Consider the following 12,959-nt stretch of genomic DNA (forward strand, 5'->3'; position numbering starts at 1 on the left):
CAACGGTAGCGTTGAGGGTCAGAGCGCACAGAGCGGGCGCTCGGTAGCCCCCCGCACGACCCACCCCCGGAGGTTCCTTTCCATGTCCTCGACTGCTGACAACACGACGGTCATCGTCGCCGGTGCACGCACGCCTTTCGGCCGTCTCCTCGGTTCGCTGAAGGACTTCAGCGGCGTCGACCTGGGTGCGGTGGCCATCAAGGGCGCACTCGAGAAGTCCGGTGTCCCGGCTTCGGAGGTCCAGTACGTGATCATGGGCCAGGTTCTGACCGCGGGGGCAGGTCAGATGCCGGCTCGTCAGGCCGCGATCAAGGCCGGCATCGGTTGGGACGTCCCGACCCTGACCATCAACAAGATGTGCCTCTCGGGCATCGACGCCATCGCGCTCGCCGACCAGCTCATCCGCGCCGGTGAGTTCGACGTCGTCGTCGCCGGCGGCCAGGAGTCGATGACCCAGGCCCCGCACCTGCTGCCCAACAGCCGCGGTGGCTTCAAGTACGGCAACACCGAGCTCGTCGACCACATGGCCTTCGACGGTCTGCACGACGCCTTCACCGATCAGCCGATGGGTGCGCTGACCGAGCAGGGCAACGACAAGGACGGCTTCACCCGCGAACAGCAGGACGAGTTCGCCGCCCGCAGTCATCAGCTCGCCGCCGCCGCGTGGAAGAACGGCGTGTTCGACGACGAGGTCGTGCCGGTGTCGATCCCGCAGCGCAAGGGTGACCCGATCCAGTTCGCCGAGGACGAGGGCATCCGCGCCAACACCACCGCCGAGTCGCTCTCGGGCCTGCGTCCGGCCTTCCGCAAGGACGGCACCATCACCGCGGGCAACTCCTCCCAGATCTCCGACGGTGCGGCCGCGGTCGTCGTGATGTCCAAGGCCAAGGCGGAGGAGCTGGGCGTGACCTGGCTCGCCGAGATCGGCGCCCACGGCGTCGTCGCAGGTCCGGACTCCAGCCTGCAGGCGCAGCCGGCCAACGCGATCGCCAAGGCCTGCGCCCGTGAGGGCATCGCCCCGGCCGACCTCGACCTCATCGAGATCAACGAGGCCTTCGCCGCGGTCGGCCTGGCCTCGGCGCAACAGCTCGGTGTCGACGAGGGCAAGATCAACGTCAACGGTGGAGCGATCGCCGTCGGCCACCCGATCGGTACCTCCGGCGCCCGAATCACCCTGCACCTCGCCCTCGAGCTGCAGCGCCGTGGCGGTGGCGTCGGCGCGGCCGCGCTGTGCGGTGCCGGCGGCCAGGGCGATGCCCTGATCGTCCGCGTCCCGAAGGCCTGACACACCCGCTGAAGGAGACTTCTACGACACTTTGTCGTAGAAGTCTCCGCCGGCAGGCAGAATGGTGAACATGCTGTCTTTCTTCGACCTGACCACGCCCGCCAAGCGCTTCCGCCTCGTCGCCGTGGCGGAGGCGATCACCTGGGCGTGGCTGATCGTCGGGATGATCCTCAAGCGCGTCAACGACGACCCCGAGGCCATCGCGCTTCCCGGCGCCACCCACGGTGCCGTCTTCGTGATCTTCGTGATCGTCGCCCTGATCACCGCGTTCCAGCTCAAGTGGAATTCCGTGAAGTGGGAGATCCCGCTCGGCGGGCGACGCATCGGCATCCCGATCGTCACCCTGCTGGCGCTCGCGTCGAGCGTTCCGCCGTTCGGCACGATCGTCTTCGAGTGGTGGGCCAAGCGCAACGGCCACCTCGCCGAGTTGTCGGCCGAACAGTCGCCGCAGCAGGCCACCGCCTGATCCCGGAGGTGGTCCCCTGATCGTCGCATTCAGCCTCACGCCCTCGGGCGGAACCGCCGTCGACGCCGACGGCGGGATGAGTGCGGCGGTCGCGGCCGCCGTCGAGGTGGTACGTGCCTCCGGGCTCCCGCATCAGACCACGTCGATGTTCACCTACCTCGAGGGCGACTGGGACGAGGTGATAGCGGTCGTCAAGGCCGCCACCGATGCCGTCGCCGCCCATGCGCCACGCGTGGGACTCGTGCTCAAGGCCGACATCCGTCCCGGGCACACCGGCGAACTGACCGGCAAGGTCGAGCGGGTGGAACGCCACCTGGGTTCGGGCTCCTGAGTGCAGGTGCACCCCGCGACCGAACCTCGCCGCTCTCGGCGGGCGGTCGCCACGATCTTTGCTCTCAACGGCTTCCTCGCCGCCATGTGGGTGGCGCACATCCCGGTCATCAGCGGCCGCACCGACGTCGGACACGACGAGCTCGGCGGCCTGTTGCTCCTCCTGGGTGGTTCCGCCTTCGTCGGCATGCAACTGTGCGGCCCGCTGATCGACCGCTGGGGTTCCCGGCCGCTCACCGTCTTCGCCGCATCGCTGCTCTCGGCTGTCATCATCACGCCGGTGCTGGCCGTCGACACTCTCACCCTCGGCGCCGCCCTCGCGGCCTTCGGCTTCGCGAACGGGTGCCTCGATGTGTCGATGAACGCCCAGGCCGTCGCGGTGGAGCGCGCCTACCGCCGGCCGATCATGTCCTCCTTCCACGGCTTCTTCTCCGCGGGAAGCCTCGTCGGGTCCGGCGTGGTCGCGGCGACGCTGTGGGCCGACGCCGGGGTCGTGCCGACCGTCGCCTGCGCGGCCTTCGCGGGCTTCCTGGTCGTCGCCGCGGTCGCGCGCCAACTCACCGGAGACGACAAGGCGCCGGCGGGCCCGGCGCCGGACACATCGTCTGACATCGGCGCCGGCTCGTGGTGGCACGGCATCGACCGGCGCCGGCTCGTGCTCCTGGCGGTCGTCGCCTTCGGACTGATGCTCGCCGAGGGCACCGCCTACGACTGGAGCGCCCTGCACATCGTCGAGAGCCACGGGACCAGCGAGGCGATCGGCGCGATCGCCTTCGGTGCCTTCAGCGCGACCATGACGGTCGCGAGATTCGTCATCGACCCGGTGGTCGCCGCGGTGGGTGCGGTTCGCGTGCTCAGGGTCGGCGCGCTCGTCGGCATGGCCGGTATGGCGATCGCGATCGCCTCGCCGATACCCGCACTCGCGGTCGCCGGGTGGGCGGTCTTCGGCCTGGGACTCGCCGGCCTCATCCCGCAGATCTTCACCGCCGCGGGCAACCTCACCGACTCCGCGGGTGGCCGGACGATCTCGGTCGTCGTCGGCTGCGGGTATCTCGGCATGCTCGCCGGTCCCGCCGTCGTCGGGTTCATCAGCAGCCGAACGAGTCTCGACATCGGACTTCTCGCGGCACTGGCCGCGCTGTTGCTCGCCGTGTTCTTCGCCGGGGTCGTCCGCCCTCGCGAACAACCGGTGTCCGCGCTCGGCGAACCTAGGTCAACGAGCCCGTGTGGTCGTGCCACACTAGAGGAGTGACGCGACCAACCAATCGTCAGCAGGCCGCCGCGGCGGCCCGTCAGCAGGCTGCCGCCGCCATGGCCATGACCGGTGCCGTCGATCTCGGCGGGATCAAGGAGCGGGCCGAAGCCCAACGCGCCCATGCGCAGCGGGCCCAGGCCACCCAGCGCGCCCAGGCGCAACCCGACGAGGCTTCCGGGCCCGGCGCGCCGCCCCCGCCCCCGCCCCCGGCTCCGGCCGGTGCGAGCGTCATCGATGTCACCGAGGAGACGTTCGAGGCCGAGGTCCTCAACCGGTCGATGCAGCAGCTCGTCGTCGTCGACCTCTGGGCCGAGTGGTGCGGGCCGTGCAAGCAGCTCTCGCCGGTCCTCGAGCGTCTCGCCGCCGAGTCCGGTGGCCGCTGGGTGCTCGCCAAGGTCGACGTCGACGCGAATCCCCGTATCTCGCAGGCCTTCCGCGTGCAGTCGATCCCGATGGTCGTCGCGATCGTGCAGGGACAGCCCGTCACCGCGTTCAACGGCGTCCGGTCCGAGGCCGAGATCACCGCGTGGATCGATGAGATCTTCGCGCAGGTCGGCGACGCGCTGCCGGACGCCCCTGCCGGTGCGGCGCCCGAGACGGAGCAGACCGATCCGCGCATGCTCGCCGCCGAGGAGAAGCTCAACGACGGCGACTTCGATGGAGCGCTGGCCGCGTACCGCGCCGTTGCGGAAGCCGAACCCGAGAACGTCGAGGCGGTGTCGGCGGCGCGGAACCTCGAGTTCATCCTGCGCGCGCAGGCGCACGACCCGAACATCGTCGAGACCGCGTCACCGCGCGACATCGACGCCCAGCTCGCGGCCGCGGACGTCCTGCTGCTGTCGCAGCAGCCCGAGGCGGCCTTCGATCGGATCATCGACGTGGTCCGCGTGACCAACGGCGAGGAACGCACCCGCGCCCGGACCCGGCTGCTCGAGCTGTTCGAGCTGTTCGATCCGGCCGAACCGTTCGTTGTGTCCGCTCGACGGAAGCTGGCCAGCGCGCTCTACTGATCCGCAGAATCTCCACTTTTCGGCAAACCCAGCACCTCCGAGGTGCTGGGTTTGCGCATCGAGGGGGGTTACGGGCTGCGGGGAGCCAGCCAGATGGCGGAGTTCGCCGGCAGCATGACCCGCGCCGAGGTGGGGCGCCCGTGATACGACGGCCCGTCGGCGGTCACCGCGCCCAGGTTGCCGCGGCCGGCACCGCTGTAGGCGTCGGCGTCGGTGTTGAGGATCTCCTCCCACACCCCGCCCTGCGGCAGGCCGACCTGGTAGTCGACGCGATCCGAGCCGGAGAAGTTGAAGACGCACGCGACGACCGATCCGTCCTCCCCGAACCGCAGGAAGCTGATCACGTTGTTCGCGGTGTCGTTGGCGTCGATCCACTCGTAGCCGAGCGGCGTGATGTCCTGGGTGTGGAGGGCAGGGGAAGCCCGGTAGATCCGGTTCAGGTCGGTGACCAGCGCCGAGATCCCGGAATGCAGTTCACCCTCCCAGCCCTCGAGCTGATGCCAGTCGAGGCTGCGATTGTCGGCCCACTCGCCTGTCTGGCCGAACTCCTGGCCCATGAACAGCAACTGCTTGCCGGGATGCGACCACATGTACGCGAGGTAGACGCGCGCACCGGCGGCCTTGGTGAAGGAGTCACCGGGCATCCGTGTCCAGAGCGTGCCCTTGCCGTGGACGACCTCGTCGTGCGAGAGCGGCAACACGAAGTTCTCGCTCCACGCGTACATCAGCGAGAAGGTGATCTCGTGGTGGTGGAAGCTGCGGTGGATCTGATCACGAGACAGGTAGTCGAGGCTGTCGTGCATCCAGCCCATGTTCCATTTGAAGCTGAAACCGAGACCGCCGAGATCGGTCATCCGGGTGACGCCCGGCCAGGCGGTGGACTCCTCGGCGACGGTGATGACGCCGGGGAAGTGCTTGTGGACCGTGGCGTTGGTCTCCTGCAGGAACTGCACCGCCTCGAGGTTCTCCCGGCCGCCGTGGATGTTGGGTCGCCACTGTCCGTCGGGACGTGAGTAGTCGAGGTACAGCATCGACGCGACGGCGTCGACGCGCAGCCCGTCGATGTGGAACTCGCTGAACCAGAACAGCGCGTTGGCGACCAGGAAGTTGCGGACCTCGTGGCGTCCGAAGTCGAAGACGTAGGTGCCCCAGTCGAGTTGCTCGCCGCGCATCGGGTCGGCGTGCTCGTAGAGTGGCGTGCCGTCGAAGCGGGCCAGGGCCCACTCGTCCTTCGGGAAGTGGGCGGGGACCCAGTCGACGATCACCGCGATGCCACGCGAATGCAGATGGTCGACGAGGTACCGGAAGTCGTCGGGGGTGCCGAAGCGGGCCGTCGGCGCGTAGTACGACGTCACCTGGTAGCCCCAGGAACCGCCGAAGGGGTGTTCGGCCACCGGCAGGAACTCGACGTGTGTGAAGCCCTTCTCGACGACATAGTCGGCGAGCTGGTGGGCGAGTTCGCGGTAGCCCAGACCCTGACGCCACGACGCCAGGTGGACCTCGTAGATGCTCATCGGCTCGCGCTCGGGCGAGGAGGCCTCCCGTCGCGCGATCCAGGCGTCGTCGGACCAGACGTACCGCGACTGTGTGACGACCGACGCGGTCGACGGCGGGGGTGTGGTCCGGTAGGCCATCGGGTCTGCCTTGTCGCGGATCACGCCGTCGGCGCCGTGCACCCGGAACTTGTAGTGCGCGCCGTCGCCGACGTCGGGGACGAACACCTCCCAGACACCGCTGACCCCGACCTTGCGCATGGGAGCCACGCGGCCGGTCCAGTGGTCGAAGTCCCCGATGACGGCCACTCCGTGCGCGTTGGGCGCCCAGACCGAGAACGCGGTGCCGGCGACCTCGCCGTCGGCCGTCGTGTACGAGACGACGCGGGCTCCGAGTGCCTCCCACAGCGTCTCGTGCCGGCCTTCGCTGAACAGGTGGATGTCGACGTCGCCGAGGCTCGGCAGGAAGCGATAACCGTCGGCGACGACGAACTCGGCGGTGCCGCCCGAGCCGTCGGGATAGACGATCCGGTAGCGGTAGTCCATCAGGTCGGCGATCGGCACGGTGACGACCCACAGGTCGTCGGTCTGGCGGGTCATCGGGTGATCGACGCCGCCGATGACCGCGGACACCGACAGCGCGTCGGGTCGCAGGGTGCGCAGGATCGTGGAACTTCCCGGAGCGTCGTGCGCCCCGAGAAACGCGTGCGGTTCGGGGTGGGTCAGCGCGTCGAGCCGACGCAGATCGTGATCGGACGCCTTCGGGTCGGGGAGGGACTCGAGATCGGTCACGGGCACCTCACTGGATTCGATAGGCGAGTCGCGCTGCGGCAGCGGGGTCGAGTGGCGGCAGGGCCAGAATGTGGGCGACCGCGCGCCACGGCTCGAGCCGGACGTAGTTGTCCTGCCCCCACCAGTACTCCTCCCCGGACACCTCGTCGCGGACCGAGAAGTGGTCGTACCACTCGAATCCGAGTGCGGGGAGATCGAGCCACACGGTCGATTCCTCAGCGGCGTACGGGTTGAGGTTGATGACCACCACGACACGGTCGCCGGTCACCGGATCGATCTTCGAGTACGCGATGAGCGACGGGTTGTCGACGTGGTGGAAGTGGATGTTCCGCAACTGCTGCAGGGCGGGATGCCGGCGGCGGATCTCGTTGAGCGAGGTGATCCACGGTTCCAGAGACTCGCCGCGGCTCGTCGCCGCCTTGTAGTCGCGCGGGCGCAGTTCGTACTTCTCGGAGTCCAGGTACTCCTCGCTGCCCTCGGCGACCGCCACGTGTTCGTAGAGTTCGTAACCGCTGTAGACGCCCCAGGTCGGGGCGAGGGTCGCGGCCAGGGCGGCGCGCAACGCGAACATGCCCGGGCCGCCGTGCTGCAGGCTCTCGTGGAGGATGTCCGGGGTGTTCACGAACAGGTTGGGGCGCGCCTCGTCGGCGTGCTCGGCCAGCTCGCGACCGAACTGCTCGAGCTCCCACTTCTCCGTTTTCCAGGTGAAGTACGTGTAGGACTGGGTGAACCCGAGGCGGGCGAGACCGTAGAGACGTGCCGGTCGGGTGAAGGACTCGGACAGGAACAGCACGTCCGGGTTCCGTTTCTTGACCTCGCTGATCAGCCACTCCCAGAAATTCGGGGGCTTGGTGTGCGGGTTGTCGACGCGAAAGATGTCGACGCCCAGACCGACCCAGTGCAGGACCACCTTCAGCACGGCTCGGTAGATGCCGTTGCGGTCGTCGTCGAAGTTGAGCGGGTAGATGTCCTGGTACTTCTTCGGCGGGTTCTCCGCGTAGGCGATCGTGCCGTCGGGCTGGATGATGAACCAGTCGGGGTGTTCGGTCGCCCAGGGATGGTCGGGTGCGCACTGCAGTGCGAGGTCGAGGGCGACTTCGAGACCCAGCTCCCGCGCCCGTCCGACGAAGTACTCGAAGTCCTCCTCGGAACCCAGCTGCGGGTGGATCGCGTCGTGGCCGCCGTCCTTCGACCCGATGGCCCACGGCGAGCCGACGTCGTCGGGCCCGGCGACGAGCGTGTTGTTGCGTCCCTTGCGGTTGACCTCGCCGATGGGGTGGATCGGCGGGAGGTAGACGACGTCGAATCCCATCCCGGCGACGCGGGGCAGATCCTCGGCTGCGGTGAGGAAGGTGCCGTGCACCGGGTTGCCCTCGCCGTCCCAGCCGCCGGTGGACCGGGGAAAGAACTCGTACCAGGACCCGAAGAGGGCGCGGGTGCGGTCGACCCACACGCGGTAGGTGCGGCTCTTGGTGACGAGTTCGCGGACCGGGTTGTCGTGGAGCAGTTCGACGACCTCCTCGGAGATCGCCAGACTCACCCGGTTCTCGACACGGCGGCGTCGGGCGCGGAGCAGACGAACCGCGTCGAGCAGGAGTTCACGGTTCTCGTCGACGATGCCCTCGGCGGCGCGCTCGAGGATTCGGGCGCCGGTCTCGAGGTCGTTGGCCAGGTCGGCGGCGCCCTGACCGGCGTCGAGTTTCTTGATGACCGCCGATCGCCAGGTGGTGTACGGGTCGCTCCAGGCCTCGATGCGGTACGACCAGAACCCGACCGTGTCGGGGACGAACGCCGCGTTGAACGTGTCCGGTTCGGGCGCCGGCGTCATGCGGATGTCGAGGACCCCGCGTCGCGGTGCCTCGATGTGCAAGGTGACGCCGATCGCGTCGTGACCTTCGCGCCATGCGGTGGTGCTGATCGGGAAAAACTCTCCCACAACGGCTTTCGCGGGCTGCTGCCCTGCGGAGACGAGGGGTGCGATGTCATCGATACCCATGCGCCCGATCACTCGAAGCCTCCTCTCGTCAGCTCCCGCGACTGGCCAGGGTGCGTTGTCGGTCTCGCCTGCGTTGGTATCACCGCTACCCAACCTAGTGCCCCGCGTACGCGATTGTCTTGTCGTACGCGGTCCTCGTGTCGGGTGTCTCCTCGCGGGCCGATCAGCCCACCGGACGGGGTGCCGCGGTGAGCCGGCTGAGCGCAGAGCGGACGACCGCGGGGTCGGTGGTCCGCCACATCGGCGGCAGCGAGGCGAGCAGATAGCCCCCGTAACCGGCTGTGGCCAGCCGGGAGTCCAGCACCGCGACGACGCCGCGGTCGTCGACCGAACGCAGCAATCGGCCGGCGCCCTGCGCGAGCAGCAGCGCCGCGTGGTTGGCGGCCACGGACAGGAAGCCGTTGCCGCCCCGCGCGTCGACCGCGCGTTGCCGCGCGGTGAGCAGCGGGTCGTCGGGGCGGGGGAACGGGATGCGGTCGATGAGCACCAGACTCAGCGAAGGCCCGGGTACGTCGACGCCCTGCCAGAGCGACAGCGTGCCGAACAGGCACGTCTCGGGGTCTTCGGCAAAGCGTTTGACCAGCGTCGAGGTGGTGTCGTCGCCCTGGCACAACACCGGATGATCACACCGTTCGCGGATGGCCTCGGCCGCCTCGCGCGCGGCGCGCATCGACGAGAAGAGTCCCAGGGTGCGCCCGCCGGCGGCGTCGACGAGGTTCGCGATCTCGTCCATCGTCCGCGGCGCTATACCCGACCGATCGGGCCGGGGAAGGTGCCGAGCGACGTAGAGGATCGCCGACTTCGGATAGTCGAACGGAGAGCCGGCGTCCAAGCCCGTCCACCGTGCCGAACCCGAATCCGAGGGCACCGCTTTGCCGCTGGCCGTGATGTTGCGCGAGGCCGCCGGGTCGGGACCTGGTTCATCGGTTCCCGGTTCGTCGGCGGCCGGACGATCGGTGCCGCGTCCGGACGCGGGCAGACCCCACGTCGCGGCCAAGGCGTCGAACGAACCACCGATCGTCAGGGTCGCGGAGGTGAGGATCACCGTCGAATTGGCGAACAGCGACGCCCGCAGCAGGCCCCCGACCGACAGCGGTGCGATGTGCAGCACCGGTCGGGGTTCGGCACCGCGCCGGGAGGTGTCGAGGCCGACCCACACCACGTCCCGGCGTTTGGACTCGTCGGGTTCGTCGAAGGCGCCGAGGACGCGCACGACCGTGTCGTGCATGTCGTCGAGCGAGGTGAGGGCCGCCGACCGGGCAGCGGCCGCGCCGTCGTCGCCTGCGCCGGGAGCGCGCACCGGGCCGATCGCGGTACGGGTCTGCCACAACCGGTCACGCAACATCACCAGCACGGAGGTCGCGTCGGGAGGCAGCTGGTTCCACTGCGTCTTCGGGGCGGTTTCCAGCAGCTCGCCGAGTTGCTCCCCGGCGCCGAGGAGCGCGTCGGCGGTCTCCTCGTCGACGAGCTTGCCGACGCGCCGGGAGACGAGCGCGATCGACGACGCGGACAGTTCGTCGGTGGCCACCGAGGTCATCCGATCGACGAGCTCGTGGGCCTCGTCGATGATCACGACGTCGTGCTCGGGGAGCACGTTGGCGGGACTCGTCGCGTTGATCGCCAGCAGCGCGTGGTTGGTGACCACCACGTCGACCTTGCCGGACCGGCGGCGGGCCTGCTCGGCGAAACAGTCCTCGCCGTAGGAACAGTTGGCGGCGCCGAGGCATTCGCGCGCGGACACGCTGACCTGTCGCCAGGCGCGGTCGGCGACACCGGGAACGAGGTCGTCGCGGTCGCCGGTCTCGGTGTCGCTGCTCCACTCCCGCAACCGGGTGACATCGCGTCCGGTGCGGGACAGCTCGAACGGATCGAACAACTCGGTGTCCGGCTCGTCGGCGGTACCCGAATGGATCTTGTTGAGGCACAGATAGTTACCGCGACCCTTGAGAATCGCGAAGGTCGGCTTGCGGCCGATCGGCTTGGCGAGGGCGCCGGCGAGACGGGGGAGATCGCGCTCGATCAGCTGCCGCTGCAGTGCGATCGTCGCCGTCGACACCACGACGGTCCGGCCGGTCTCCACCGCGTGGCGGATCGCCGGTACGAGGTACGCCAGCGATTTTCCGGTGCCGGTGCCGGCCTGCACGGCGAGATGTTCGCCGGTGTCGATCGCGTGTGCGACGGCGGACGCCATGGCGACCTGACCGTCACGTCGACGACCGCCGAGCGCGGAGACCGCGGTGTCGAGCAGTTCGGTCACCGGGGGAGTGTTCGGCATGTGGTGTTCCGGGGTCCTCGTTCGAGATGGTGCGAGATGGGGTGTGTGAGTTTCAGACGGATCAGCGGGCTCTGCGGTTCCCTCGGGGACTAACCCGTGCCGTAGGAGCCGTCGTAGAGCAGATCGCCCACGAGTTCGACCCCGGCCTCACGCATGCTCGACAATGCGTCGGACGTGGTCTCCGCGCCGACGCCCGCGGTGAAGTTGAGCAGCACCCGGGTCGTGAAGCCCGCCTTCACCGCGTCGAGCGCGGTGGCGAGGACACAGTGATCGGTGGTCAGGCCCGCGATGTCGATCGACGAGATCTTGTGATCGCGCAGCCACTGCTCGAGCGTGGTCCCGTCGTCGGCGATGCCCTCGAAACCCGAGTACGCGGCGTCGTACTCGCCCTTGGAGAAGACCTCTTGCGCTGCGGCGTAATCGAATTCGGGATGGAACGCGACGCCGTCGGTGCCGACCACGCAATGCGGCGGCCAGGTGTCGACGTAGTCGGGGTCGTCGGAGAAGTGAGCGCCGGGATCGATGTGGTGATCGCGTGTCGCGACGACGGTCCGGTACTCGCCGAGGATCTTGGTGATCGCACGGGCGACCGCGGCACCGCCGTTGACCGCGAGGGAGCCGCCCTCGCAGAAATCGTTCTGGACGTCGACGACGACCAACGCGTCGGCCGGCTTGGTGCCGTCGTTGCGTTCGCTGCTCATCAGGTACTCCCTGGCGGATCGAAGGGTGTGCTCGTCAGCCGAGCTGGTAGCGGGTCGGCACCGCTGGGTCTCCGTGAGAGAGGCCGAGGCCCTCCCACGGCAGGCTCACCAGCCCCGCCGCGAGGTGGGCGCGCGCGTCGGTCAGCGATGGCAGGGATGCCACCGGCTCCCCGCCGCGGACCAGCGGGATCTGCAGATCCCGGAGGTGGAGACCACCGTCGGCATCAGGGCGCGGCCCGTCGGCTCGGTAGACGATCTCCTCCACGATCGTCCCACTGCCCCGCGCGGCCCGCACGGCCGCCTTCGCGCCGCCGCGCGATTCCTTGTGGCTCGACCGCTTGGCGACGGGCAGACCGTCCACCTCGACGAGCTTGTAGACCATACCCGCGGTCGGTGCGCCGCTCCCGGTGACCAGCGAGGTCCCGACACCGTAGGTGTCCACCGGCTCGGCGCGCAGCGAGGCGATCGCGTACTCGTCGAGGTCGCCGGACACCACGATCTTGGTGTTCGTCGCCCCGAGGTCGTCGAGCTGAGTGCGCACCTGACGCGCGAGCACACCGAGATCCCCCGAGTCGATGCGCACCGCACCGAGTGCGGGGCCGGCGACCTCGATCGCGTTGCGGACGCCCTGGGTGATGTCGTAGGTGTCGACGAGCAGTGTGGTGCCGACTCCGAGGGCCTCGATCTGCGCGGCGAAGGCCGCCTTCTCGTCGGGGCCGTCGGGTCCGGTGAAACCGAGGGTGAAGGCATGGGCGGCGGTGCCCGCGCTGGGCACGCCGAAACGACGATTCGCCTCGAGGTTCGACGTCGCGGCGACACCGGCGAGGTAGGCGGCGCGGGCACACGCGACGGCGGCCCGCTCGTGGGTGCGTCGGGAGCCCATCTCGATGATCGGGCGGGAACCGGCCGCGCTGACCATCCGGGCGGCGGCCGAGGCGATGGCGCTGTCGTGGTTGAGGATCGACAGGATCAACGTCTCGAGGAGAACCGCCTCGGCGAACGGTGCCCGAACCGTGAGGATCGGGGAACCGGGGAAGTAGAGCTCGCCCTCGCGGTAGCCGTCGATGTCCCCGGCGAAGCGATAGTCGCGCAGCCATGCGACGGTCTCGGCGTCGAGGAACTGCTCCACGACGGCGATCTCCTCGTCGCCGAAACGGAACCCCGCGAGCTCGGCGAGGACACGTCCGGTACCCGCGACGACGCCGTACCGACGACCGTCGGGGAGTCGGCGGGCGAACACCTCGAACACGCACGGCCGGTGCGCGACCGGGTGCCGGAGAGCCGCTGCGACCATGGTCAGTTCGTACTGGTCGGTCAGCAGCGCAGTGTTGTCGATGCTCACTATCGCGTTACCCT

10 protein-coding genes are annotated in these 12,959 nt (G+C 69.1%); 5 read left to right on the plus strand and 5 right to left on the minus strand.

The window, feature by feature from the left end; genetic code table 11:
• Positions 1-82 precede the first annotated feature (82 nt).
• The 5 genes from GKZ92_RS09115 to GKZ92_RS09135 all read left to right on the plus strand — a co-directional run bounded on the left by GKZ92_RS09115 (position 83) and on the right by GKZ92_RS09135 (position 4,346).
• Positions 83-1,285, plus strand: coding sequence for an acetyl-CoA C-acetyltransferase (locus GKZ92_RS09115; RefSeq protein WP_006359590.1), 1,203 nt, complete (start codon positions 83-85; stop codon positions 1,283-1,285).
• 70 nt (positions 1,286-1,355) lie between these two features.
• Complete coding sequence (locus GKZ92_RS09120; RefSeq protein ID WP_006359589.1) at positions 1,356-1,751, plus strand: DUF3817 domain-containing protein; 396 nt, start codon at positions 1,356-1,358, stop codon at positions 1,749-1,751.
• 16 nt (positions 1,752-1,767) lie between these two features.
• On the plus strand, positions 1,768-2,082 hold the full coding sequence (locus GKZ92_RS09125) for a thiamine-binding protein (protein ID WP_040004226.1): 315 nt from the start codon (positions 1,768-1,770) through the stop codon (positions 2,080-2,082).
• Positions 2,083-3,333 carry an MFS transporter gene (locus tag GKZ92_RS09130; protein ID WP_035750807.1) on the plus strand — a complete coding sequence of 417 codons (1,251 nt, stop codon included), beginning with the start codon at positions 2,083-2,085 and terminating at the stop codon, positions 3,331-3,333.
• 59 nt (positions 3,334-3,392) lie between these two features.
• The gene (locus GKZ92_RS09135; RefSeq protein WP_081724776.1) at positions 3,393-4,346 is read left to right on the plus strand and encodes a tetratricopeptide repeat protein; all 954 of its coding nucleotides are present in this window, start codon (positions 3,393-3,395) and stop codon (positions 4,344-4,346) included.
• 68 nt (positions 4,347-4,414) lie between these two features.
• Here GKZ92_RS09135 and glgB read toward each other — a convergent pair whose 3' ends face one another.
• The 5 genes from glgB to GKZ92_RS09160 form a co-directional block, all read right to left on the minus strand.
• A complete protein-coding gene (gene glgB, locus GKZ92_RS09140; RefSeq protein WP_035750809.1) occupies positions 4,415-6,637 on the minus strand; it encodes a 1,4-alpha-glucan branching protein GlgB in 2,223 nt (740 codons plus the stop codon).
• 1 nt (position 6,638) lies between these two features.
• Positions 6,639-8,639 (minus strand): maltotransferase domain-containing protein, encoded by a 2,001-nt coding sequence (locus GKZ92_RS09145; protein WP_035750812.1) that lies wholly within the window; start codon positions 8,637-8,639, stop codon positions 6,639-6,641.
• A gap of 151 nt (positions 8,640-8,790) precedes the next feature.
• Positions 8,791-10,902 (minus strand): ATP-dependent DNA helicase, encoded by a 2,112-nt coding sequence (locus GKZ92_RS09150; RefSeq protein WP_006359583.1) that lies wholly within the window; start codon positions 10,900-10,902, stop codon positions 8,791-8,793.
• An 89-nt stretch (positions 10,903-10,991) separates the two neighbouring features.
• Positions 10,992-11,603, minus strand: coding sequence for an isochorismatase family protein (locus GKZ92_RS09155; protein WP_006359582.1), 612 nt, complete (start codon positions 11,601-11,603; stop codon positions 10,992-10,994).
• A gap of 34 nt (positions 11,604-11,637) precedes the next feature.
• On the minus strand, positions 11,638-12,945 hold the full coding sequence (locus tag GKZ92_RS09160; RefSeq protein ID WP_035750816.1) for a nicotinate phosphoribosyltransferase: 1,308 nt from the start codon (positions 12,943-12,945) through the stop codon (positions 11,638-11,640).
• Positions 12,946-12,959 lie beyond the last annotated feature (14 nt).

Source organism: Gordonia sp. 135, from assembly GCF_009720185.1.
Lineage (GTDB): Bacteria > Actinomycetota > Actinomycetes > Mycobacteriales > Mycobacteriaceae > Gordonia > Gordonia alkanivorans.

Bases quoted from the DNA above. Each gene is read 5' to 3' on its own strand.
- GKZ92_RS09150 (WP_006359583.1), bottom strand. From the start codon at position 10,902: ATGCCGAACACTCCCCCGGTGACCGAACTGCTCGACACCGCGGTCTCC.
- GKZ92_RS09120 (WP_006359589.1), top strand. From the start codon at position 1,356: ATGCTGTCTTTCTTCGACCTGACCACGCCCGCCAAGCGCTTCCGCCTC.
- GKZ92_RS09155 (WP_006359582.1), bottom strand. From the start codon at position 11,603: ATGAGCAGCGAACGCAACGACGGCACCAAGCCGGCCGACGCGTTGGTC.
- GKZ92_RS09135 (WP_081724776.1), top strand. From the start codon at position 3,393: ATGGCCATGACCGGTGCCGTCGATCTCGGCGGGATCAAGGAGCGGGCC.
- GKZ92_RS09115 (WP_006359590.1), top strand. From the start codon at position 83: ATGTCCTCGACTGCTGACAACACGACGGTCATCGTCGCCGGTGCACGC.